This is a genomic window from Streptomyces racemochromogenes, assembly GCF_039535215.1.
GTDB lineage: Bacteria > Actinomycetota > Actinomycetes > Streptomycetales > Streptomycetaceae > Streptomyces > Streptomyces racemochromogenes.
Genome location: NZ_BAAAWT010000001.1, coordinates 4,915,120 through 4,937,281, shown reverse-complemented (window position 1 = coordinate 4,937,281; position 22,162 = coordinate 4,915,120). Strand labels below are relative to the sequence as shown.

The following is a 22,162-nucleotide window of genomic DNA, read 5'->3' as shown; positions in this document are numbered from 1 at the left end:
CGTGCTCGCGCTCCGTCCCCGCCCCTTGACCCTAGGCGATGACGGGAGCCTTCCGTGCCGACCTCGCGGCCGTACAACCGGGAGGACGAACGGCCGTGCGGCAAGGGTTCCGGTTGTCACGAAACGCGCACATTGGCTCCGGCGCGCCCGGAGCGGGCCGGGAGTGTGACGGACGGGTCAGCGCGTCGCGGCTCGGACACTTCCGTCCACGGCCGCACGGGTGCCACCATGGTGGGTGAGTCCGGGGACGCCGTGAGGGCGCCTCGAGATGACACAAGGAGCAGTTGCAATGACGCATGCCGTTTCGCCTGCCCGCGAAGCCGTCTCCCCCACCCTGTACGGAGGCACCGGCACCCGGCGGATCACCGTCCGCGACCTCATGCTCGCCAAGGAGCGCGGCGAGAAGTGGCCCATGCTCACCGCGTACGACGCCATGACGGCGTCCGTGTTCGACGAGGCCGGCATCCCGGTGATCCTCGTCGGTGACTCGATGGGCAACTGTCACCTCGGCTACGACACCACCGTCCCCGTGACGATGGACGAGATGACCCTGCTGTCGGCGGCCGTCGTACGGGGCACCAGCCGTGCCCTGGTCGTCGGTGACCTGCCGTTCGGCTCCTACCAGGAGGGCGCCGTGCAGGCGCTGCGCAGCGCCACCCGGCTGGTCAAGGAGGCCGGTGTCGGGGCGGTCAAGCTGGAGGGCGGCGAGCGCTCGCTGCACCAGACCGAGCTGATCGTGCAGTCCGGCATCCCGGTCATGTCCCACCTGGGTCTGACCCCGCAGTCCGTGAACGCCATGGGCTACCGGGTGCAGGGCCGCACCGACGAGGCCGCGCACCAGCTGCTGCGCGACGCGAAGGCGGCGCAGGACGCGGGCGCGTTCGCGGTGGTCCTGGAGCTGGTCCCGGCCGAGCTGGCCGCCGAGGTCACCCGGTCCCTGCACATCCCGACCGTCGGCATCGGCGCCGGCTCGGAGTGCGACGCGCAGGTGCTGGTGTGGACCGACATGATGGGCCTGACCGGCGGGAAGATGCCGCGCTTCGTGAAGCAGTACGCGAACCTGCGGCAGACCATGGGTGACGCGGCGAAGGCCTTCGCCGAGGACGTGGTCGGCGGAACGTTCCCGCAGGAAGAGCACGCCTTCCACTAGTCCCGAAGGCGCCGCCCGGTGACACCGGCCGGCGGCACCGCCCGGCACCGGCCGTCCGGTGCCGGGGACCCTCCGACAGCCCGCCGACAGCCCCGTCGGCGGGCTGTCGGTCGGCTGTCGGGGCTTTGTCAGTGGCGGCTGGTCCCATGGTGGACATGACGCGAAACGACAAGAAGCCCAACGCCGTGGAAGTGCGGGGGCTGGTCAAGCACTACGGCGAGACCAAGGCCCTGGACGGGGTCGACCTGGACGTCCGCGAGGGCACCGTGCTCGGTGTCCTCGGCCCGAACGGCGCCGGCAAGACCACCCTGGTCCGCTGCCTGTCCACCCTGATCGTCCCCGACGCCGGCACGGCCACCGTCGCCGGCTTCGACGTGGTCCGCCAGCCCCGGCAGCTGCGCCGCACGATCGGCCTGACCGGCCAGTACGCCTCGGTCGACGAGAAGCTCTCCGGCTGGGAGAACCTCTACATGATCGGCCGGCTGCTGGACCTGTCCCGCAAGGACGCCCGGGCCCGCGCGGACGAGCTGCTGGAGCGGTTCTCCCTCACGGAGGCCGCGAAGAAGGCGGTGATGAACTACTCCGGCGGCATGCGCCGCCGGCTCGACCTGGCCGCCTCGATGATCGGCCACCCGGCGGTGCTCTACCTGGACGAGCCGACCACCGGCCTGGACCCCCGCACCCGCAACGAGGTGTGGGACGAGGTGCAGCGGATGGTCGCCGAGGGCGCCACCGTCCTGCTCACCACCCAGTACATGGAGGAGGCCGAGCAGCTCGCGAACGAGCTGACGGTCATCGACCGCGGCAAGGTCATCGCCAAGGGCAAGGTCGACGAGCTGAAGGCCCGGGTCGGCGGCCGCACCCTGCGGATCCGCCCGGTGGAGGCCTCCGACCTGCCGGGCATGGCCCGCGCGCTGGCGGAGACCGGCCTGGACGGCGTCGCCGGCTCCCAGGCGGTGCCGGACGAGGGCGTGCTGCTGGTCCCGGTCCTCAGCGACGAGCAGCTGACCGCGGTGGTCGGCCTGCTGGCCGCCCGCGGGTACGCGATCGCCGACATCGGCACGTACCTGCCCAGCCTGGACGAGGTGTTCCTGTCCATCACCGGCCAGAAGCCGGAGAAGGCCGGGGACGCCGCGCCCGCCCGTAAGACCGAGACGGATCAGGAGGTCGCGGCATGAGCACCGTAACCACGACGAAGCCCAGCACCACCGCGGCCCCCACGGCCGCCTCCCCGCTGCCCGGCGAGGGCCGGATCGGCCTGCGGGGCAACGTGCGCCACATCGGCGCGCTCGTCCGCCGCAACGCCCTCCAGATCAAGCAGGACCCGGAGTCGATGTTCGACGTCGTGTTCATGCCGATCATCTTCACGCTGCTGTTCGTGTTCGTCTTCGGCGGCGCGATCTCCGGCAAGGGCAACAACGGCGAGTACGTCAACTACGTCGTCCCGGGCCTGATGGCGATGATGGGCATGAACATCGCCATGGGCGTGGGCACCGGCGTCAACGACGACTTCAAGAAGGGCGTGATGGACCGCTTCCGGTCCATGCCCATCGCCCGGTCCTCGGTCCTCATCGCGAAGATCGTGGTCGAGCTCGGCCGGATGATGGTCGCCATCACGATCCTGCTCACCGTGGGCTTCGTCCTGGGCCTGTCCATCAAGTCCTCGGTGCTCGACCTGTTCCTGGCCATCGGGCTGTCGGCCGTCTTCGGCGCCTCCCTGATGTGGATCTTCATCCTGCTCGGTCTGACCCTGAAGACCGCCCAGGCCGTCCAGGGCATGGCGATGATCGTCCTGATGCCGCTGCAGTTCGGCAGCTCGATCTTCGCCCCGCCGACGACGATGCCCGGCTGGCTGCAGAGCTTCACCGACGTCAACCCGCTGTCGAACCTGGCCGACGCGGCCCGCGGCCTGATCAACGGAACCCCGCTGGGCAACTCCGTGTGGATCACGCTGGCGTGGTCGGTGGGCATCACCGCCGTCACCATGCCGATCGCGGTGCGCAAGTTCCGCCAGAAGACCTGATCCCGGGCGGCCGGTCCGTCCGGATCGCGTCCCGGACGGCACCGCACGGGGGAGCCGGCCGGATCAGATGAGGGCGGTGGCCTCCTCCAGGGAGAGGCCGCCGCCTTCGGCGTACGCGGCCTCGTACGCCGCGTCGCCCAGCACCGCCCTCGCCCCTTCCTCGGCGCGGGCGGCGTCCGCGCGTTCGGAGGAGACCGGGACGTGCCCGGGCGGCAGCTGGGCGCGGTAGGCGCCGACCAGCCGGGCGGCCTCGTACGCCTGCTCCGGGCCGCCGAGGCCGAGCCGGGCCACCGCGGCCGTCAGCAGGTACAGGGCGGGCATGTACGGGGCGACCATCATCGCCAGCGGGTGCCGGACGGCCCCGGCAGCCTCGCGGGCCACGCTCAGGGCCGCCTCGTACTCGCCCTCCTGGTTGTCCAGCCAGGCCGTCGTGGCGAGCAGGAACACGTCGAAGACGGCGAACGCGCCCATCGCGAACTCCTCGCGCAGCAGCCGGACCTGCTCGCGGGCCTCGGGGATCCGGCCGGTGCGCCCGTAGACGGAGGCGAGGAACATCCGCGCGGCGGGCACGGACTCGTTGGCGAACCGCACGGTGGTGGTGAGGGTGTCGGTGAGGATCCGCTCGGCCTCCTCGATCCGGCCGCTCTCGACGAGGGAGCCCGCCATCCGCACGCGCAGCACCGTCACCTGCGCCTTGGCGCCGAGGCGTTCGGCGTGTTCGATCGCTTCCAGGTAGTCCTGGGCGGACAGGTCGTACTCCCCGCACTTCTCCCGGGTCTCGGCGCGGGCCGACAGGGCCTCGGCGCAGCCCCAGTCGTCGCCGAGCTCGCGGAAGAGGGCCAGGCTCTCGTCCGCGTCGCGGGAGGCGTCGCCGGCCCAGTCGGCCCGGTTGGCGAGGATGTTGGCGCGCAGCTGGAGGCCGGAGGCGAGTTCCCAGCGGTAGCCGAGCTCGCGGGCGGTGTCGACGGTCGCGTCGACGACCCGTTTGAGCAGCCCCGCGTCCCCCGCGATCATCACGGCGTAGATCCACAGGGAGGCCGGGGTGCGGCAGGTCTGCGGGAGGCCGGGCCGGTAGGTGGCGAGCACCCCGGCGACCTGCTCGCGGACCTCCGGGCTGTCCCAGTCGGTGTTCGTCTGGTCCCGGGCGGCGAGCCGTACGAGGTGCAGGGCGCGCCAGCCCTCGGCGAGGATCTCGCCGGAGTAGGGCGGGGGCGAGTCGACGAGCCGTTCGTGGACGGGCTCGGCGGGGGTGTGGGGCGCGAGGAAGGGGTCGGGGCCGAGTTCGGCGACGGCGTCGGACCAGTGGCGGGACTCGGCGCGCAGGTCCTGCATGTGCCAGTACCAGCCGAGGGAGTGGACCAGGCACAGCGCCTCGTGGGCGTCGCGGGTGGCGACGGCGCGGCGCAGGGCGCTGCGGAGGTTCTCGTACTCGGTGGCGATCCGGTCGGCGGCCGCGCGCTGGCCGTGGCCGCGGAGCAGGGGTTCGGTGGCGCGGGCGAGTTCGCGGTAGTGGACGAGGTGGCGGTGCTCGGTGGCCGCGCGGTCGCCGGCTTCGGCGAGGCGCTCGGCGGCGTACTCGCCGACGGTCTCCAGGAGGCGGTAGCGCATGTCGCCGGCGGGGCCGGGGGCGGCGACGACGAGGGACTTGTCGACCAGGGTGGCCATGGCATCGGCGACGTCGACGGCGTCCTCGGCTCCCGCGCAGACGGCTTCGGCGGCCTCCAGGTCGCAGCCGCCCGCGAAGACGGACAGCCGCCGGAGCACGGCCCGTTCGGGCTCGTCCAGCAGCTCCCAGGACCAGTCGACGACGGCGCGCAGGGTCTGCTGGCGGGGCAGGACGGTGCGGGCGCCGCCGGTCAGGAGGCGGAAGCGGTCGTCGAGCCGGTCGGCGATCTGGCGGGGGGTGAGCAGCCGCAGCCGGGCGGCGGCCAGCTCGATGGCGAGCGGCAGCCCGTCCAGGCGGCGGCAGATCTCGGCCGCGGCGGCCGGGTCCGCGGCGACGCTGAACCCGGGCCGGGCGGCGGCACCGCGGTCGCCGAGGAGCCGTAGCGCGACGGGGTCCGGCAGGGGTTCGACGGGGCGCAGGAACTCCCCCGGCACGCCGAGGGGTTCGCGGCTGGTGGCGAGGATCCGCACGCCGGGGCAGTGGGTGAGGAGGCGTTCGGCGAGGTGGGCGGCGGCGGCGATGACGTGCTCGCAGTTGTCGAGGAGCAGCAGGAGCCGGCGGCGGGCGCAGTGCTCGGTGAGCCGGTCGAGGGGGTCGTCCCCGCCGCGGTCGGTGAGGGCGCGCAGTTCCTCGGCGGCGGCGCCGCGCAGTTTGGTCTCGCGGGCGCCGAGTGCGGTGAGGACGGCCTCGGGGACGTCCTCGGGATCCTCCACGGGCGCCAGCTCGACGAACCACACCCCGTCGGGCCAGCCGGCGCCGTCGCCGGCGGTGCGGGTGTGGGTCTCGGCGGCCTCCTGCGACAGCCGCGTCTTCCCGGCCCCGCCGGGACCGAGCAGGGTGACGAGCCGCGCCCTGCCGAGGTCGTCGCCGATGACGCGGATGTCCTCCTCCCGCCCGACGAAGGTGGTGAGCCGGGCCCGCAGGTTCCCGGGAACGGGTGCCCCGGCCGCCCCGGAGCCCGCGGCGGCCGGGTGCGGGGCGGGGGCGGCCCCAGCCGGGTGCGGGGCCGGGGCGTGCCCGCCGGAAGCCGCCGCGGGGTCCCCGTCGGCCGCGGGCCGGGCGCCCTCGGCCGCGCGCCCGGACGGGCCGGAGGGCGCCGGGGCGCCGGGAGTGGCCGGATGCGGGGCCGGGGCGGTGGGCCGCGGGGCGGGGGCGGGGGCCGGGGTGGTCCCGGTCGGTTGCGGGGGGTGCGGGGGCGGGGCGTCGCCGGCGTCGGGGGTGGGGGCGGTCGCGGGCCACCGGGCCGGGGTGGGGCCGGCGGGCGGGGCGGGTGCCGGGGCGAGGAGTTGCGCGTGGAGGGCGCGGAGGGCCGGTCCCGGGTCCGTGCCGAGGCGGGCGGCGAGGTCCTGACGGACGGTCTCGTAGGCGGCCAGCGCCTGCGCCGGGCGGCCCGCCGCACGCAGGGCCCGGATCCGCAGCACCTGAAGGGACTCGTCCAGGGGCTGCCGCGCACACAGTTCGGTCAGCTCCGGGAGGGCCTGTTCCGCTTCGCCCAGCGCCAGCGCCGCGCCCAGGCGGCCCCGGCGCGCGTCCATCCGTACGGCCTCCCAGCGCGCGGACTCGGCCGCCGGATCGGGGAGGGAGGCCAGCGCGGGGCCCCGCCACAGCGCGAGCGCCTCGTCGTACAGGGCCGCCGCCCGGGCCGGGTCCGGGTCCGCCGCGGCGGCGCGCGCGAGACGTTCGAAGCGGTACAGGTCGACGTCCTCCCGCTCCGCCTCCAGCTGGTAGCCGCCCTCCACGGACCGTACGGCCGCGTGCCCCAGCGCCCGCCGCAGCCGCCCCACCAGCGCCTGGAGCGCGGCTATGGCGTCGGCCGGCGGGTCGGCGTCCCACACCTCGGCGACGAGCAGCCCGGCCGGGACCGCGCGGCCGGGGCGCAGGGCGAGGGCGGTCAGGAGCGCGCGCAGGCGTGCTCCGCCGACGGCGACGGGGCTGCCGTCGTCGCTGATGGCCTGGGCGGTGCCGAGAATCGCGTAGCGCACCGGCTCATTCTCCCCGGCCCCGCACCCCCCTCGCCGCCGAGCCCGGGATAGGTTTCGCCGCATGGGTCATCAGGGCGTCCGCGGCGAGCGGCAGATCAGTTCCGTGTTCCTCGGCATCGTCGCCGTCATGGCGGTGACCGGCTGGGCGGTGTGGACGGGCTACGCGGCGAGCCCGGGGCTGGCCGTGTTCCTCTTCGTCACGTCGGCGTGGGTGGTCTCGCTGTGCCTGCACGAGTACGCGCACGCCCGCACCGCGCTGCACGGTGGTGACATCACGGTCGGCGCCAAGGGCTACCTGACCCTGAACCCGCTGAAGTACACGCACGCGCTGCTCAGCATCGTGCTGCCGGTGGTCTTCGTGATCCTGGGCGGGCTGGGCCTGCCGGGCGGGGCGGTGTACATCGAGCGCGACCGGATCCGGGGCCGCTGGAGGCACAGCCTGGTGTCGGCCGCGGGCCCGCTGACGAACGTGGCCTTCGCCGTCGTCTGCACGGCACCGTTCTGGCTGGACGCCCTCGACGGGGTGCCGCTGCCGTTCCGCTTCGCGCTGGCGTTCCTCGGGCTGCTCCAGGTCTCGGCGGCGATCCTGAACTTCCTGCCGGTCCCGGGTCTGGACGGCTACGGGATCATCGAGCCGTGGCTGTCCCACCGGGTCCGCCGCGAGCTGGCCCCGCTGGCGCCGTTCGCGCTGATCGGGGTGTTCGCGCTGCTGTGGATCCCGGAGGTGAACGCCGTGTTCTTCGACGCGGTGAGCGGGGTCCTGCGCGGGCTGGGCGTCTCGGACCTGGAGACCTACTGCGGCCGCGACCTGTACCGCTTCTGGCAGGACTCCGACGGGTTCTGCACGGCGCCGCAGGACTGACCCGGACCGGCCCGGCGGACTACGCCGCCCGCTGCTTGTCGGCCTTGGCCTTGCGGACGTAGAACCAGGCCATGTTGGACGTGACGCCGGCCAGCAGCACCCACACGATCCCGAGGAAGCTGCCCTCCACGAAGGCGACCACGGCCGCGGCCACGGCGAGGACGCAGACGACAACGGCGAACAGGGCAAGGCGGGGCATCCGGAACAGCTCCTCGGCGACACGGAAGGGGGTCGAACCCCTCCAGTGTCCCCCATCCCGTCCGGGCCCCGTCGTCGGTGCGGGGCCCGGGAGGGGCGGCGGGGTCACACGTCGGTGAGGCGGAGGCCCGCGTGGGCCTTGTAGCGGCGGTTGGTGGAGATGAGGTTGGCCACCATCGCCTCGACCTGGTGGGCGTTGCGCAGGCGGCCCGCGAAGACGCCGCGCATCCCGGGGATGCGGGCCGCGAGGGCCTGGACGACGTCGGTGTCGGCGCGGGATTCGCCGAGGACCATCACGTCGGTGTCGATCTCCTCGACCGAGGCGTCCTGGAGGAGGACGGCGGACAGGTGGTGGAAGGCGGCGGTGACGCGCGAGTCGGGGAGCAGGGCGGCGGCCTGCTGGGCGGCGCTGCCCTCTTCGACCTGGAGGGCGTAGGCGCCCTGCTTGTCGAAGCCGAGGGGGTTGACGCAGTCCACGACGAGCTTGCCGGCGAGGTCCTCGCGCAGGGCTTCGAGGGTCTTGGCGTGGCCCTCCCACGGAACGGCGATGATCACGATGTCGCTGCGGCGGGCGCACGCGGCGTTGTCGGCGCCCTCGACGCCGAGGCCGAGTTCCGCGGCGGCGGTCTCGGCGCGGTCCGCGGCGCGGGAGCCGATGATCACCTTCTGGCCCGCGCGGGCGAGCCGGTAGGCGAGGCCGCGGCCCTGGTCGCCGGTGCCGCCGAGGACGCCGACGACGAGGCCGGAGACGTCGGGGAGGTCCCAGGGGTCCCTGGCCGGCGGCTTCTGCGTGCTGTCTGAGGAAGTCATGCTGGCGAGCGTACTGCCGGGTAGGCCGGACGAGGAGGGCCGGATGGTGCAGGATGCGGCCATGGATGCCGCATGGATGCCGTGAGGGTGGCGCTGCTGCGCGAGGTGCTCGCGGGGACGCGGTGGCCGGACGAGGCCCGGCGCTTCGCGGGTTCGCTGCGGCGGTCGGTGGCGCCGGCCGGCGGGAGCCTGCTGCTGGTGGGCACCGAGCAGTACGAGCCCTGGCACCTGGCGGCGCACCTGGTGGACGAGGCCGCCTGGTCGGGTCAGCCGGAGCTGGCGCCGACGCTGGTGCGCCATCACGTGCGGCCGGGCGAGCCGCCGCACCTGTCGGTGGGGCTGGGCCGGCTGGAGGCCGCCCGGCGCGGGCACACGCTGCTGGTGGTGGCTCCGGAGCGGCCCGGCGGGGGGCTGCTGGAGCGGGTGCACGACGCCCGGCGCGCGGGGGCGACCGTACTGTCCCTGGACGGCGGGGACCCGGACCTGGCGGGGCTGGCCCACGACGCCCTGTCGGTGCCGGCCGCCGGCTCCGAGCTGGACCTGGACACGGTGCAGCACCTGGTCAGCGCGGCGGCCGGGGAGAACGTCCCGCCGGAGCGGCGCGGCCCGCGGCGGCTGCGCGACCGGCTGGCGCGGCTGGCCGACCAGCTGACCGCCCCGCCGTCGCCCGCCCGCTGGTAGGCCCGGGTCTGGTGGGCCCGGGGCTTCAGGGGGTGGCGCCGCCGCCTTCCTCCTCCTCGCGGGTCTTGTCGTTCCACTTGGGGTCGTTCTGCCATTCGAGGTTGCGCTCCTGCGCCGTCTCCATGGCGTGGGCGGCCTCCTCGCGCGTGGTGTAGGGGCCGAAGCGGTCCTTGGCGGGGCACTCGGGCCCTTCCTCCACCTTGCGGTGGACCAGGCAGTAGTACCACTCGCCCGGTTTGCCCACCTGACGCTTCTTGAACAGGGCCATCGCCTCGGGACTCCTTCCGGCGCGGTCTCCCGGCACCGCCGCTCGATACCGTTCGATACCGCTCCTCGTCGCCATGCTGCCCCATCACCGCTGGATACACTCGCTTGCATGTCTGGCCAGTCGCTGCTCGTTCCAGGCGAGCTCTCTCCCGTCCGTTCCGTCCCCGGAAACATCCGCCGGCCCGAGTACGTGGGCAAGCCCGCGCCCGCTCCGTACACCGGACCGGAGGTGCAGTCGGCCGAGACCATCGAGGCCATGCGCGTCGCCGGCCGGATCGCCGCGCAGGCGATGGAGGAGGCGGCGAAGCACATCGCGCCGGGGGTGACCACCGACGAGCTGGACCGGGTCGCGCACGAGTACATGTGCGACCACGGCGCCTACCCGTCGACGCTCGGCTACCGCGGGTTCCCGAAGTCCCTGTGCTCCTCGCTCAACGAGGTCATCTGCCACGGGATCCCGGACTCGACCGTCCTGCGGGACGGCGACATCGTGAACCTCGACGTGACCGCGTACATCGGCGGGGTGCACGGCGACAACAACGCCACCTACCTGTGCGGCGAGGTCGACGAGGAGTCGCGGCTGCTGGTGGAGCGCACGCGCGAGGCCCTGAACCGGGCGATCAAGGCGGTAAAGCCCGGCCGTCAGATCAACGTCATCGGCCGCGTCATCGAGTCGTACGCGAAGCGCTTCGGGTACGGGGTGGTCCGGGACTTCACCGGGCACGGCATCAACTCGTCGTTCCACTCGGGCCTGATCATCCCGCACTACGACAGCCCGCACGCCACGACCGTCATCGAGCCCGGGATGACCTTCACGATCGAGCCGATGCTGACGCTGGGCACCCACGAGTACGACATGTGGGAGGACGGCTGGACGGTCGTCACGAAGGACCGCAAGCGCACCGCGCAGTTCGAGCACACGCTGGTGGTGACGGACACCGGCGCGGAGATCCTGACCCTGCCGTAGGGGCGGCCGGCGGACGCCGGTGGCGGGATTCCCGCCGCCCGGAGGTTTTTACCGACAACGCGTCGGGAACACATTGACTTAGGTAAGCCTAAGCAGGAGGATCGGGCGTGGCGGCGGCGTGCCGCCACGGCCCGCTCCTCACCTGACGGAGGTCAGTCTTGGACGCGTTCTCCACGGTCATCCGTGTCGCCTCGCACGAGCAGCACACCGAAGCCGAGACCTCCTCGTTCATGAGCGACCTGCTCGGCGGGCGGCTCGGTGTGGACGCGTACACCCGCTACACCGAGCAGCTGTGGTTCGTGTACCGGGCGCTGGAGGACGGCGCCGCGTCCCTGCGGGACGACCCGGTGGCGGGTCCCTTCATACGGCCCGAGCTGATGCGCGTCGCGGAGATCGAGCGCGACCTGGCGCACCTGCTGGGCACCGGCTGGCGCGACGCGGTCAGCGCGCTGCCGGCGACGCGGGCGTACGCGGCCCGGGTCGCGGAGTGCGCCGCGTCCTGGCCGGGCGGGTACGTGGCCCACCACTACACGCGCTACCTGGGGGACCTCTCCGGGGGCCAGATCATCCGGGACAAGGCCGAGCGCACGTGGGGCTTCGAGCGCAAGGGCGACGGGGTGCGGTTCTACGTCTTCGCGGACATCTCCAACCCGGCGGCCTTCAAGCGGGGTTACCGGGAGCTGCTGGACGCGATCGCCGCGGACGACCTGGAGAAGCAGCGGATCATCGACGAGTGCAAGCGGGCCTTCGACTTCAACGGGGCGGTCTTCCGCGAGCTGGGCGAGGAGTTCCCGCTCAGCGCGTAGGCCGGGGCCCTGACCGGGCGGTTTCGGGTGAGGGGGCCGGGGCGGGTGCGGACGCACCGTCCCGGCCCCCTCGGCGCGCATCACGCCGACGTGGCGCCGGGCCCGGTCGCGGTGCCCGCGGGCCTGTGGTGCGGTCGAGGCCTACGAGGCGAAGCGGACGCGGCCGCCGATCTCGATCGTGCCGTCGGGGCCCGGGGCGGTGAGGATCTGGGAGCCGGCGCCCTGGGTGATGTTGAGGGCGCGGTTCAGCTGGGCGGTGAGGAGGATCGCCGCCGAGCCGGTGGCCTCGTCCTCGGTGATGGCCCCGTCCGGGCGGCGGGGGAAGCCCCGGGCGCGGATCCGTCCGGCGGCCTCGTCCTCCCAGGCCCACGCGTACAGCCAGCCCTCGCCGGGCGGCGGGGCCGGCAGGGCGTCGACGTCGGCGGGGGTGGCGTACTGCTCGGTGCGCTTGCCGGTGACCCACTCGGGGCGGGCGGTGATCCAGGTGAACTCCCCGTCGTCGCGGGCCCATACGGGGCCGGCCGGCGGCTGGAGCTCCTCGATGTCCAGCAGCCAGGCGACCCCGACCAGCGGGTGTCCGGCGAAGGACATCCGCGTGCCGGGGGTGCGGATGTCGACGACCCCGCGCTCGGGGTCGTCGACGAACACCGTCTCGCTGTAGCCCAGTTCGGCGGCGAGGGCCTGCCGGGAGTCGTCGTCGGGGCAGGTGCGGCCGTCGCGGACGACTCCGAGCAGGTTGCCGAAGCGGCCGTCACCCGCGCAGAAGACCCTGATCACGTCTAGATCGTTCACGCTGGCATTCAAGCACGCCCCGGTGTACGGGCATTGTCAGCTCCGGGCCGCCCGGCGGCGGCGTACGCGGACCGGGCGGCGGTGCCGCACGGTGGCCGGATCCCGACGGCCGGACCCCCGGCGGAGGTGTTCGTGGGCGGGCTCCCGAGCCGGGTCCCCGGGCAGTCGGCGGAGGTGCCGGCGCACCCCCGGACGGGGGCTGCGCTGGTGCTCCCGGTACGGGACGCGGGCGTTCCGGATCAACCTCCCGCCCAGGCGCCGCAAGGGATCGAACCGGTCGGTAACAACGGCTCCGCACGGAACGCGGACGGCGACTTGACTCCCGCTTGACCCTCGCTTGAGCCGGTCATGGAACGCCCGTGACGGGCTCGTGTCCGTGGCCGGAAGGTGAGAGCTGAATCACTGGACGACTGGGTATCGGTCAGGTAAGCCTCGGTTAAGTTAGGTCCGCCTCACCGGCCCTCGTCCAGCCTCCACCCCCGCCAGGAGCCCACATGCGCCCCGCCCGCCTCACCGTCCTCACCGCGGCCGCAGCCGTCGCCGCGCTCACCGCAGTCACCGGCTGCGCCGAGAAGAGTGACAAGGCCGGCTCCGGCGCGATCCACGTGAACGCGACCGACAGCGCCTGCGAGGTCTCGAAGACCGAGTTCCCGGCGGGCAAGGTCACCATCGAGGTCGAGAACAAGGGCTCCAAGGTCACCGAGCTGTACGTGCTCTTCCCGGACGACCGGATCGTCGCCGAGCGCGAGAACATCGGCCCCGGCACCAAGGCCACCATCACCGCCGAGATCAAGGCGGGCTCCTACACCTTCACCTGCAAGCCCGGCATGAAGGGCGACGGCATCCGCACCCAGGTCAAGGCCACCGGCAAGGGCGGCACCGAGAAGCGCAGCCCCGAGCTGGACGCCGCGGTCGCCGCGTACCGCAAGTACGTCCAGGAGCAGGCCGACGAGACCCTGCCCAAGGCCCAGGCCTTCGCCGACGCCGTCAAGGCCGGCGACCTGGAGGCGGCGAAGAAGGCCTACGCCCCCTCCCGCATCGGCTGGGAGCGCACCGAGCCCGTCGCCGAGTCCTTCGGCGACGTCGACCCGAAGGTCGACGTCCGCGAGGACGGCCTGGAGGCCGGCCAGGACCCGGCCAAGGACTGGACCGGCTGGCACCGCCTGGAGAAGTCCCTCTTCCAGGACAACAAGATCGACGACAACGACAAGAAGCTCGCCGACACCCTGATCACCGACCTGACCGAATGGCAGAAGAAGGTCGGCCAGGCCGAGATCACCCCCACCTCCATGGCCAACGGTGCCAAGGAGCTGCTCGACGAGGTCGCCACCGGCAAGGTGACGGGCGAGGAAGAGCGCTACAGCCACACCGACCTGGTCGACTTCAAGGCCAACGTCGAGGGCGCCCAGAAGTCCCACGAGCTCCTGAAGGCGGTCACCGCCAAGAACGACCCGGAGCTCGCCAAGCAGCTGGACACCCAGTTCGCCGCGATGAACACCCTCCTGGACAAGTACCGCGCCGACAAGAACGGCTACGAGTTCACCTCCTACGACAAGGTCGGCGAGGCCGAGCGCAAGGAACTCTCGGACGCCGTGAGCGCGCTGGGCGAGCCGCTGTCCAAGCTGGCCGCCGCGGTCGCCAAGTAGTCCGGATCCAGGCAGAGGCGGGAGAAGCACCATGACCGACCAGGTGTCGGAAGAGACCACGGGCGCCACGGGCGCCGCGGGCGCGCCGTCGCGCCGTGCCGTCCTCGGCTGGGGCGGCGCGGGGCTGGCGGTCGGGGCGGCCGCCGCCGGCGGCGCGGTCGCCGCGTTCGGCGGCGGCTCGGACCTCTCCCCGGCGGCCTCCGCCGGGGCGGCCGTGCCCTTCCACGGCGAGCACCAGGCCGGCATCGCGAGCGCCGTCCAGGACCGGCTGCACTTCGCGGCCTTCGACGTGAAGACGAAGAGCCGCGACGAGCTGGTCACGCTCCTCAAGGAGTGGACGGCCGCGGCCCGGCTGATGACGGCCGGCCTGCCGGTCGGCGACGTGTTCGAGGGCGCGCCCGAGGCGCCGCCCACCGACACCGGCGAGGCCCTCGGCCTCAAGCCCTCCCGCCTCACCCTGACCATCGGCTTCGGCCCGGGGCTGTTCGCCAAGGACCGCTTCGGTCTGGAGGGCAAGCGCCCCGAGGCCCTGGTGGACCTGGAGCTCTTCCCCGGCGACAACCTGGACCAGGCCCGCTCCGGCGGCGACCTGTGCGTCCAGGCCTGCGCCGACGACCCGCAGGTCGCCGTGCACGCCATCCGCCAGCTGGCCCGCATCGGCTTCGGCAAGGTCGTCGTCCGCTGGTCGCAGCTCGGCTTCGGCAAGACCTCCTCGACCACGCCCGACGAGCAGACCCCGCGCAACATGATGGGCTTCAAGGACGGCACCCGGAACATCTCCGGCACCGACAAGGCCGCCCTGGACAAGCACGTGTGGGTCGGCGCGGGCGACGGCAGCGACTGGCTGACCGGCGGCTCGTACCTGGTCGCCCGGCGCATCCGGATGCACATCGAGACCTGGGACCGCACCCCCCTGCAGGAGCAGGAGGACATCTTCGGCCGCGACAAGGGCGAGGGCGCCCCCGTCGGCAAGTCCAAGGAGCGCGACGAGCCGTTCCTGAAGGCGATGAAGCCGGAGGCGCACGTGCGCCTCGCGCACCCCGACAGCAACGACGGGGCGACGATCCTGCGCCGCGGCTACTCCTTCACCGACGGCACCGACGGCCTGGGCCGCCTCGACGCCGGCCTGTTCTTCCTGGCCTACCAGCGCGACGTCCGCAAGGGCTTCATCCCGATCCAGCGCCGGCTGGCGAAGGCGGACGTCCTGAACGAGTACATCCAGCACGTGGGTTCGGCGATCTTCGCCGTCCCGCCGGGCGTCCGCGACAAGGACGACTGGTGGGGCCGGTCCCTGTTCGCGTAGTCCCCGCCGGAGAGGAAAAACGCCGTGTTCGGCAACTATCTGATCGGCCTGCGCGAGGGGCTGGAGGCCAGCCTGGTCGTCTGCATCCTCGTCGCGTACCTGGTCAAGACCGGGAACCGGGCCGCCCTGCGCCCGGTCTGGCTCGGCATCGGAATCGCCTGCGGGCTCTCGCTCACCTTCGGCGCGCTGCTGGAGTTCGGGACCCAGGAGCTGACGTTCCAGGCGCAGGAGCTGCTCGGCGGCAGCCTGTCGATCATCTCGGTGGGCCTGGTGACGTGGATGGTCTTCTGGATGAAGCGCACCGCGCGGCACCTGAAGGCCGAGCTGCACGGCAGGCTCGACTCGGCGCTCGCCATGGGCACCGGCGCGCTGGTGGCCACCGCGTTCCTGGCGGTGGGCCGCGAGGGCCTGGAGACGGCGCTGTTCGTGTGGGCGTCGGTCCGCGCGAGCGGCGAGGGCTCCTCGGCCCCCCTGATCGGCGTGCTGCTGGGCATCGCGACCGCGATCGTCCTCGGCTGGCTGTTCTACCGGGGCGCGCTGAAGATCAACCTGGCGAAGTTCTTCAAGTGGACCGGCGGGATGCTGGTGGTCGTCGCCGCGGGCGTGCTCGCGTACGGGGTCCACGACCTCCAGGAGGCCGAGTTCCTCGGCGGCCTGAACGACAAGGCCTTCGACATCAGCTCGGTGATCGCGCCGGACAGCTGGTACGGGGTGCTGCTGAAGGGCGTCTTCAACTTCCAGCCGGACCCGACGGTCTTCCAGCTGGTGGTGTGGTCCCTGTACCTGGCGCTCGTGCTGTCCCTGTTCCTCCTCCCGGCCCGCCGCCCGCGCACCCCCGCGCAGGCGCCGGTCCCGGCGGCGTCCGTGGGCGGCCGCGCCGAGGGCTGACCGGATCCGTACGCGCGAGGGCCCCGGCCGCGTTCCCCCTCGGGGTGGCGGCCGGGGCCCTCGCGCGTACCGGGCCGTGCCGGGAGCGTCAGGGGATGCGGTCAGCCGCGTCCGATGTACGGCATCGCGGTGGCCATCACCGTCGCGAACTGGACGTTGGCCTCCAGCGGGAGCTCCGCCATGTGCAGCACGGTGCGGGCCACGTCGGCGGCGTCCATCACCGGTTCCACCGCCAGCTGCCCGTTGGCCTGGAGGATGCCGGTCTGCATGCGCTCGGTCATCTCGGTGGCCGCGTTGCCGATGTCGATCTGCCCGCAGGCGATCCGGTACGGGCGCCCGTCGAGCGACAGGGACTTGGTCAGGCCGGTCATGGCGTGCTTCGTCGCGGTGTAGGCGATGGAGTTCGGGCGCGGGACGTGGGCGGAGATGGAACCGTTGTTGATGATCCGGCCGCCCTGCGGGTCCTGCTCCTTCATCACCCGGAACGCCGCCTGGGCGCAGAGGAAGGAGCCGGTGAGGTTGACGTCCACGACCTGGCGCCAGGCCTCGTAGCCGATGTCCTCCAGCGGGACCCCGGCGGGGCCGAAGGTGCCGGCGTTGTTGAAGAGCAGGTCGAGCCGCCCGTACCGGTCCCGTACGGCCCCGAACAGCGCGGCGACGTCCTGCGGGTCGCTGACGTCGGCCGGTACGGGCAGTACGTCCGCGCCCGCTCCGGCCGCGGCGGCCGTCTCCTCCAGGGGCCCGGGCCGACGCCCGGCCACGGCCACCGACCAGCCCGCCCCGGCCAGGGCCAGGGCCACGGAACGGCCGATCCCGGAGCCGGCGCCGGTCACTACGGCGATCTTCTTCGCGGATGCGCTCATGGGGCCGCAGGGTACGTCACAGGGGACATCCGGCCCGGGACGTTCCGACAGCTGAGAGCATGGGTCGGTCAGGGGTGCATAAAGCAGATGAAAAGACTGGAGTTCCGCATGTCGGAGAGCGGCCCTTCCACGGCCCCCTCGCACGGGCCGTCGGCCCAACCGTCACCCGATCCCTCACCCGCTCCGGCACCCGCCCCGGCACCCGGCGCCGCCCCCCTGACGGCCGCGCGCCGCACCGGCCTGCTGGTCACCTTCATCCTGGGCGGCCTCACCGCCCTCCCCCCGCTGTCCATGGACATGTACCTCCCGGCCCTGCCCGAGGTCACCGCCGCCCTGCACAGCCCCGCCGCGACCGTCCAGCTCACCCTCACCTCCTGCCTCGCCGGCATGGCCCTCGGCCAGCTGGTCATCGGCCCGATGAGCGACAAGTGGGGCCGCCGCAGACCACTGCTGACCGGCATGGCCGTCTACGTCCTCGCCACCGCGATCTGCGCCCTCGCCCCGAGCACCGAGCTGCTCATCGCCTTCCGGCTGCTCCAGGGCCTGGCCGGCGCGGCCGCCATCGTGATCGCCCGGGCCGTCGTGCGCGACCTGTACGAGGGCGTCGAGATGGCCCGCTTCTTCTCCACGCTGATGCTGATATCCGGCACCGCCCCGATCATCGCCCCGCTCATCGGCGGCCAGGTGCTCCGGTTCGCCGACTGGCGCGGGGTCTTCGTCGTCCTCACCGCCGTCGGTCTCGCGCTCACCGTCGTCGTGTGGCGCAGCCTCGGCGAGACGCTGCCGCCCGAGCGCCGCCAGACCGGCGGGGTGGGCGCCGCGCTGCGGACCATGCGCGGACTGCTCGGCGACCGGGTCTTCGCCGGCTACACCCTGGCGGGCGGCTTCGCCTTCGCGGTGCTCTTCTCCTACATATCCGCCTCGCCCTTCGTGGTGCAGGAGATATACGGGGCCTCCCCGCAGGCCTTCAGCCTGCTGTTCGGCCTGAACTCCGTCGGGCTGATCGCCGTCGGCCAGGTCAACGGCAAGCTGCTGGTCGGCCGGGTCAGCCTGGACAAGGCCCTGGCCACCGGGCTCGCCGTGATCACCGCCGCCTCGGTCGCCCTGCTGCTCATGTCCACCGGGGTGTTCGGGAAGGCCGGGCTGCCGGCGGTCGCCGCCGCGCTGTTCGTGCTGATGTCGGCGATGGGCCTGGTCCTGCCGAACACCAACGCGCAGGCCCTCATGCGCACCCCGCACGCCGCCGGATCGGCGTCCGCGCTGCTGGGCACCTCCTCCTTCCTGGTCGGCGCGGTCGCCTCGCCGCTGGTCGGGATCGCGGGCGAGGACACCGCGGTGCCGATGGCGCTGGTGCAGCTCAGCTGCTCGCTGCTGGCGGTGGCGTGCTTCCTCGGCATGTGCCGGCCCTGGCGGACGCGGGAGCCCATGGCCGGGCCCGGGGCGGGTTCCGGGGCGGTTTCCCCGGGCACGGGCTCCGAGGCGGGTTCCGGGGCGCCGTAAACTTTCCAGGTGAACGCCGCACCCGCCCCCACCACCGCCGAAACCCTCCGCAGCGCGCTCGCCGGGCTGCTCGACGGGCTCCCGCCGAAGCAGGCCTCGGCCGCCGTCGAGCGGCTGATCGCCAACTACCGGGGGGCCACCCCCACCGACGCGCCCGTGCTGCGCGACCGCTCCGACGTGGCGGCGTACGCGGCGTACCGGATGCCGGCCACCTTCGAGGCCGTACGGTCCGCCCTGGACGGGCTGGCGGAGGCCGCCCCGGACTGGACGCCGGGCTCGCACGTGGACGTGGGCGGCGGCACGGGCGCCGCGACCTGGGCGGTGGACGCGACCTGGGACGGGCCCCGCGCGACGACGGTGCTGGACTGGGCGGAGCCGGCGCTGGCGCTCGGCAAGGAGCTGGCGGGCCGTTCGCCGTCGGCGGTGCTGCGCGCGGCCGAGTGGCGCCGGGCCGTCATCGGCAGCGGGATCGGCCTGCCGGACGCGGACCTGGTGACCGTGTCGTACGTACTGGGCGAACTGACGGCGGAGGCCCGTACGGCGGTCGTCGCCGAGGCGGCCCGCGCCGGACGGGCCGTCGTCCTGATCGAGCCGGGCACGCCCCAGGGGTACCTACGCGTCCGCGAGGCCCGCGAGCAGCTGCTCGCGGCCGGGATGACGGTGGCGGCGCCGTGCCCGCACGACGGGGCCTGCCCCATCGAGGTCGGGCAGGACTGGTGCCACTTCTCGGCGCGGGTCAGCCGCTCCTCGCTGCACCGGAAGGTCAAGGGCGGGTCCCTGCCGTACGAGGACGAGAAGTTCGCCTACGTCGCCGCGACGCGGTTCCCCGTGACGCCGGTCCCCTCCCGGATCACACGCAAGCCGCAGATCCGGAAGGGGCTGGTCCTGCTGGACCTGTGCGGTCCCGAGGAGGCGGGGCTGTCCCGGGCGACCGTGACCAAGCGCCACGGTGGCCTCTACAAGGCGGCCCGGGACGCCGAGTGGGGCGACGCCTGGCCGCCCGCCTCCGCCGGCGCCGAAGCCGACTAGGGGTCTACGGCCTCAGCTCCTGGGTGCAGCACTTCACGCTGCCGCCGCCCTTGAGCAGCTCGCCCAGGTCCATCGGGACCGGCTCGAACCCGCGGTCGCGCAGCCGGGCCGGCAGTCCGGTCGCGCCCTGCGGGAGCAGGACGTGCCGCCCGTCGGAGACCGCGTTCAGGCCGAAGGCCGCCGCGTCCTCGTCCTCCACGACCAGGGCGTCCGGGAACAGCCGGCGCAGCACGGCCCGGCTGCCGGCGGAGAAGGCCGGCGGGTGGTACATGATCTCGTCGCCGTCGAGGACGCAGAGCGCCGTGTCCAGGTGGTAGTAGCGCGGGTCCACCAGGTCGAGGCCGATGACGGGGCGGCCGAAGAACTCCTGGGCCTCGTCGTGCGAGAGCGGGCTGGAGCGGAAGCCCCGGCCGGCCAGGATGTAGGTGGCGGTGACGGCGAAGTCCCCCTCGCCCTCGTTGACGTGCGAGGGCTCGTGGACGTCCGTGAAGCCGTGCGCGCGGAACCAGTCGAGATGGATCTCCGCCTCGGCGGCGCGTTCCGGGTGGGCGAAGCGGGCGCCGAGCACCCGGCCGTCGACGACGAGCGCCCCGTTCGCCGCGAAGACCATGTCGGGCAGGCCGGGGTCGGGGGCGAGGGTCTCGACGGTGTGCCCGAGGGAGAGGTAGCGGTCCCTCAGGTCCTCCCACTGGGCGAGTGCGAGGGGCAGGTCCACCGGTTTCGTGGGGTCCATCCACGGGTTGATGGAGTACGTGACCTTGAAGTGCGCGGGTGGGCACATCAGGTAGCGCCGGGGTGTGGCGTCTCTGCGCAAAGAAGGCTCCTCACGACTACGACTACGACTACGGACTCACGGTGCTGTGCGCGTGTCGAGAGAATCGTCTCTCCTCGGGGGTTGCCGCGCAGTGAACCGACCGGGTGAATTACCACAACGGCCGGAAGACGAGACGTCTCGGACCGACTTGGTACGTTGGGGCGGTGACCAAGACCCCCGATGCCACCCGCCGCAGCGACCGCTCCCGGCGCGCCATCCTCGACGCCTCCCTCGTGCTGGTCGGCGAGCTCGGCTACAACAAGCTGACCATCGAGGCCATCGCGGCCCGTGCCGGAGTCGGCAAGCAGACGATCTACCGCTGGTGGTCCTCGAAGGCCGAGGTGCTGCTGGACGCATCGCTGGCGCTGGCCGGGGAGGCGGGCGCGGAGGCCGGCTGGACGGGCTTCCCGGACACCGGGGACCTGGCGGCGGACCTGAAAGCCGTACTGCGGGCCACGGTCGACGAGTTCGCCGACGCCCGGTACGAGGCCCCCGCGCGCGCCCTGACCGCGGCCGGCGCGACCGACCCGGAGCTGGGGGCGCGCTTCACCGAGCGCCTGCTGGAGCCGCAGCTCGCGCTGTACGAGGCCCGGTTGCGGTCGGCCCGGGAGGCCGGGCAGCTCCCGGCGGCCACCGACCTGCGGCTGACGGTGGAGATGCTGGTGGGCCCGCTGACGTACCGGTGGCTGCTGCGGACCGCGCCGCTGACGCACGGCTTCGCCGACGCGCTGGTGGACCGGGTGCTCGCCGGCGTGGGATACGTCACCGCCGGGCGGCCGGACAGCGGGTGACTCCGGCACGGCCGAGAACCATATGGCCCGATTGTGCGGTTATGTGGGGCACTCGTTCGGGGAGTCCCTCCGGGGGGTGCGGTCACCCGGCGCTCCCGATGGTGGGACCATGGAATGGTCTGCCGGGGCAACGGTGAGGTAGGGGATAGATGGGGTCTGAGTCCGGCCGCGTCAAACGCGGCGAGCTGAGCAGGATTTCCCAGTGGCTGCGCCGCCGCTCGAAACCCGCCCCCGAGGACCCCGGCGAGGAGCGCGAAGCGCTCCTGCTCGCCGTCGCCGCCGCCGGACTCCCCCTCGCCCCCGCCGCCCATCCCTCGGGGTACCGGTGTTCGTGCGACCGCATCGGCTGTCCCACGCCGGCCCGGCACCCCGTCTCCTTCGCCTGGCAGACCCAGTCGACCACCGACCGCGCGCAGATCGAGCGTTGGGCCCGCAACCAGCCCCACGCCAACTTCATCACCGCGACGGGCATGGTGCACGACGTCCTGGACGTCCCCCTGGAGGCCGGCCGCAGCGCGCTGGAGCGCCTGCTGGCCGCGGGCATCGAGGTCGGCCCCGTCGCCGAGTCCGGCGGCACCGGCGACCAGGCCCGGATGCTCTTCTTCACGGCGACCCGCGGTACGCCGGAGGACGAGGACGAATGGTGGCCCTGCGAACTGGACTGCCACCCCGAGACGATGGACGAACACCCCGGCCTGCGCTGGCACTGCCGCGGCAGCTACGTCCTGCTCCCCCCGGCGGCCCTCCCCGGCGACCACGCGGTGACCTGGCTCCGCGACGTCCGCCACCCCCTCCCGGACCCGCTGACCCTCCTGGAAACCCTGACGGACGCCTGCGCCCAGTACGCGGGCGCGCTGGACCAGACCCCGGCCGCAGTCGCCTGGCCCCCGGGCCACTAGCCGGCCGCTGCGCGGTGCGGGTGCTGTGCCGCCGCTGCGCGGGGCCGGTCCCCGGGGGCTCCGCCCCCAGACCCCCGCGCCTCAAACGCCGACGAGGCTGGATGTGCCGCTGCGCGGCAACGGGGTCAGGGGCAGCACCCCTGGGAACGGGCGAAGGGCGGGTAGGGGACCTCGCCCCCGCGCAGCGGCACAGCCACCCGCACCCGACCCGCCAGCCCCGCCACG

20 protein-coding genes and 2 pseudogenes are annotated in these 22,162 nt (G+C 73.4%); 15 read left to right on the top strand and 7 right to left on the bottom strand.

The features are described 5' to 3' along the window. The first annotated feature begins 289 nt into the window (after positions 1-289). The 3 genes from panB to ABD973_RS22735 all read left to right on the top strand — a co-directional run bounded on the left by panB (position 290) and on the right by ABD973_RS22735 (position 3,173). Complete coding sequence (gene panB, locus ABD973_RS22745; protein ID WP_386381730.1) at positions 290-1,150, top strand: 3-methyl-2-oxobutanoate hydroxymethyltransferase; 861 nt, start codon at positions 290-292, stop codon at positions 1,148-1,150. A gap of 146 nt (positions 1,151-1,296) precedes the next feature. Continuing rightward, entirely contained in the window at positions 1,297-2,328 is a 1,032-nt protein-coding gene (locus tag ABD973_RS22740; RefSeq protein WP_125820963.1) for an ATP-binding cassette domain-containing protein, read from the top strand. Continuing rightward, positions 2,325-3,173, top strand: a complete 849-nt coding sequence (locus tag ABD973_RS22735; protein ID WP_125820964.1) for an ABC transporter permease — start codon at positions 2,325-2,327, stop codon at positions 3,171-3,173. Before ABD973_RS22740 ends, ABD973_RS22735 begins: the two co-directional genes overlap by 4 nt. Before the next feature lie 63 nt (positions 3,174-3,236). Here the strand turns inward: ABD973_RS22735 and ABD973_RS22730 are convergent, their stop codons facing one another. Continuing rightward, on the bottom strand, positions 3,237-6,884 hold the full coding sequence (locus ABD973_RS22730; protein WP_345501790.1) for an AfsR/SARP family transcriptional regulator: 3,648 nt from the start codon (positions 6,882-6,884) through the stop codon (positions 3,237-3,239). Here ABD973_RS22730 and ABD973_RS22725 point away from each other — a divergent pair. Then, the gene (locus ABD973_RS22725) at positions 6,883-7,683 is read left to right on the top strand and encodes a site-2 protease family protein (protein ID WP_125820966.1); all 801 of its coding nucleotides are present in this window, start codon (positions 6,883-6,885) and stop codon (positions 7,681-7,683) included. The genes ABD973_RS22730 and ABD973_RS22725 overlap by 2 nt on opposite strands. A 19-nt stretch (positions 7,684-7,702) precedes the next feature. On the opposite strand, the gene ABD973_RS22720 is transcribed toward ABD973_RS22725, so the two are convergent. After that, positions 7,703-7,882: a hypothetical protein gene (locus tag ABD973_RS22720; RefSeq protein ID WP_125599645.1), complete on the bottom strand. Its 180-nt coding sequence runs from the start codon at positions 7,880-7,882 to the stop codon at positions 7,703-7,705. Between the two features lie 104 nt (positions 7,883-7,986). Beyond that, positions 7,987-8,691: an NADPH-dependent F420 reductase gene (gene npdG / locus ABD973_RS22715; protein ID WP_125599642.1), complete on the bottom strand. Its 705-nt coding sequence runs from the start codon at positions 8,689-8,691 to the stop codon at positions 7,987-7,989. A gap of 72 nt (positions 8,692-8,763) precedes the next feature. Between npdG and ABD973_RS22710 the strand changes: the two genes are divergently transcribed. Next, positions 8,764-9,372 (top strand): hypothetical protein, encoded by a 609-nt coding sequence (locus ABD973_RS22710; RefSeq protein ID WP_125820967.1) that lies wholly within the window; start codon positions 8,764-8,766, stop codon positions 9,370-9,372. A gap of 25 nt (positions 9,373-9,397) precedes the next feature. On the opposite strand, the gene ABD973_RS22705 is transcribed toward ABD973_RS22710, so the two are convergent. Next, the gene (locus ABD973_RS22705) at positions 9,398-9,640 is read right to left on the bottom strand and encodes a hypothetical protein (RefSeq protein ID WP_125599636.1); all 243 of its coding nucleotides are present in this window, start codon (positions 9,638-9,640) and stop codon (positions 9,398-9,400) included. Positions 9,641-9,748: 108 nt separating this feature from the next. Between ABD973_RS22705 and map the strand changes: the two genes are divergently transcribed. Both map and ABD973_RS22695 read left to right on the top strand, forming a co-directional pair. Continuing rightward, a complete protein-coding gene (map, locus tag ABD973_RS22700; RefSeq protein ID WP_125599633.1) occupies positions 9,749-10,606 on the top strand; it encodes a type I methionyl aminopeptidase in 858 nt (285 codons plus the stop codon). A 158-nt stretch (positions 10,607-10,764) separates the two neighbouring features. Beyond that, positions 10,765-11,412 carry a biliverdin-producing heme oxygenase gene (locus tag ABD973_RS22695; RefSeq protein ID WP_125599630.1) on the top strand — a complete coding sequence of 216 codons (648 nt, stop codon included), beginning with the start codon at positions 10,765-10,767 and terminating at the stop codon, positions 11,410-11,412. A gap of 141 nt (positions 11,413-11,553) precedes the next feature. Here ABD973_RS22695 and ABD973_RS22690 read toward each other — a convergent pair whose 3' ends face one another. Further along, a complete protein-coding gene (locus tag ABD973_RS22690) occupies positions 11,554-12,204 on the bottom strand; it encodes a PhzF family phenazine biosynthesis protein (RefSeq protein ID WP_125820968.1) in 651 nt (216 codons plus the stop codon). Positions 12,205-12,258: 54 nt separating this feature from the next. On the opposite strand from ABD973_RS22690, the pseudogene ABD973_RS22685 reads away from it, so the two are divergent. From ABD973_RS22685 to efeU, 4 genes and pseudogenes are all read left to right on the top strand, one after another. After that, positions 12,259-12,534: pseudogene (locus ABD973_RS22685) on the top strand (hemin ABC transporter ATP-binding protein); the annotation flags it as partial. A gap of 164 nt (positions 12,535-12,698) precedes the next feature. Next, positions 12,699-13,850, top strand: coding sequence for an iron uptake system protein EfeO (gene efeO, locus ABD973_RS22680; protein WP_345501784.1), 1,152 nt, complete (start codon positions 12,699-12,701; stop codon positions 13,848-13,850). 31 nt (positions 13,851-13,881) lie between these two features. Further along, a complete protein-coding gene (efeB, locus tag ABD973_RS22675; RefSeq protein WP_125599620.1) occupies positions 13,882-15,153 on the top strand; it encodes an iron uptake transporter deferrochelatase/peroxidase subunit in 1,272 nt (423 codons plus the stop codon). 24 nt (positions 15,154-15,177) lie between these two features. Beyond that, positions 15,178-16,041, top strand: coding sequence for an iron uptake transporter permease EfeU (efeU, locus tag ABD973_RS22670; RefSeq protein ID WP_345501781.1), 864 nt, complete (start codon positions 15,178-15,180; stop codon positions 16,039-16,041). A 101-nt stretch (positions 16,042-16,142) separates the two neighbouring features. Here efeU and ABD973_RS22665 read toward each other — a convergent pair whose 3' ends face one another. Next, complete coding sequence (locus ABD973_RS22665; protein ID WP_125820971.1) at positions 16,143-16,904, bottom strand: SDR family oxidoreductase; 762 nt, start codon at positions 16,902-16,904, stop codon at positions 16,143-16,145. 108 nt (positions 16,905-17,012) lie between these two features. On the opposite strand from ABD973_RS22665, the gene ABD973_RS22660 reads away from it, so the two are divergent. After that, entirely contained in the window at positions 17,013-18,404 is a 1,392-nt protein-coding gene (locus ABD973_RS22660) for a multidrug effflux MFS transporter (protein ID WP_345501778.1), read from the top strand. A gap of 9 nt (positions 18,405-18,413) precedes the next feature. Next, the gene (locus tag ABD973_RS22655; RefSeq protein ID WP_345501776.1) at positions 18,414-19,433 is read left to right on the top strand and encodes a small ribosomal subunit Rsm22 family protein; all 1,020 of its coding nucleotides are present in this window, start codon (positions 18,414-18,416) and stop codon (positions 19,431-19,433) included. Between the two features lie 4 nt (positions 19,434-19,437). Here the strand turns inward: ABD973_RS22655 and ddaH are convergent. Beyond that, positions 19,438-20,250, bottom strand: a pseudogene (gene ddaH / locus ABD973_RS22650) (dimethylargininase); the annotation flags it as partial. A 161-nt stretch (positions 20,251-20,411) separates the two neighbouring features. Here ddaH and ABD973_RS22645 point away from each other — a divergent pair. Together ABD973_RS22645 and ABD973_RS22640 are read left to right on the top strand one after the other, a co-directional pair. After that, positions 20,412-21,038, top strand: a complete 627-nt coding sequence (locus ABD973_RS22645) for a TetR/AcrR family transcriptional regulator (RefSeq protein ID WP_125820973.1) — start codon at positions 20,412-20,414, stop codon at positions 21,036-21,038. Between the two features lie 149 nt (positions 21,039-21,187). Beyond that, positions 21,188-21,937, top strand: a complete 750-nt coding sequence (locus tag ABD973_RS22640) for a bifunctional DNA primase/polymerase (RefSeq protein WP_125820974.1) — start codon at positions 21,188-21,190, stop codon at positions 21,935-21,937. Positions 21,938-22,162 lie beyond the last annotated feature (225 nt).

Coding starts and splice junctions, on each gene's coding strand:
- panB (WP_386381730.1), top strand. CDS start 290: ATGACGCATGCCGTTTCGCCTGCCCGCGAAGCCGTCTCCCCCACCCTG.
- ABD973_RS22740 (WP_125820963.1), top strand. CDS start 1,297: ATGGTGGACATGACGCGAAACGACAAGAAGCCCAACGCCGTGGAAGTG.
- ABD973_RS22735 (WP_125820964.1), top strand. CDS start 2,325: ATGAGCACCGTAACCACGACGAAGCCCAGCACCACCGCGGCCCCCACG.
- ABD973_RS22725 (WP_125820966.1), top strand. CDS start 6,883: ATGGGTCATCAGGGCGTCCGCGGCGAGCGGCAGATCAGTTCCGTGTTC.
- ABD973_RS22730 (WP_345501790.1), bottom strand. CDS start 6,884: ATGCGGCGAAACCTATCCCGGGCTCGGCGGCGAGGGGGGTGCGGGGCC.
- ABD973_RS22720 (WP_125599645.1), bottom strand. CDS start 7,882: ATGCCCCGCCTTGCCCTGTTCGCCGTTGTCGTCTGCGTCCTCGCCGTG.
- npdG (WP_125599642.1), bottom strand. CDS start 8,691: ATGACTTCCTCAGACAGCACGCAGAAGCCGCCGGCCAGGGACCCCTGG.
- ABD973_RS22710 (WP_125820967.1), top strand. CDS start 8,764: ATGGATGCCGTGAGGGTGGCGCTGCTGCGCGAGGTGCTCGCGGGGACG.
- ABD973_RS22705 (WP_125599636.1), bottom strand. CDS start 9,640: ATGGCCCTGTTCAAGAAGCGTCAGGTGGGCAAACCGGGCGAGTGGTAC.
- map (WP_125599633.1), top strand. CDS start 9,749: ATGTCTGGCCAGTCGCTGCTCGTTCCAGGCGAGCTCTCTCCCGTCCGT.
- efeO (WP_345501784.1), top strand. CDS start 12,699: ATGCGCCCCGCCCGCCTCACCGTCCTCACCGCGGCCGCAGCCGTCGCC.
- efeB (WP_125599620.1), top strand. CDS start 13,882: ATGACCGACCAGGTGTCGGAAGAGACCACGGGCGCCACGGGCGCCGCG.
- ABD973_RS22665 (WP_125820971.1), bottom strand. CDS start 16,904: ATGAGCGCATCCGCGAAGAAGATCGCCGTAGTGACCGGCGCCGGCTCC.
- ABD973_RS22660 (WP_345501778.1), top strand. CDS start 17,013: ATGTCGGAGAGCGGCCCTTCCACGGCCCCCTCGCACGGGCCGTCGGCC.
- ABD973_RS22640 (WP_125820974.1), top strand. CDS start 21,188: ATGGGGTCTGAGTCCGGCCGCGTCAAACGCGGCGAGCTGAGCAGGATT.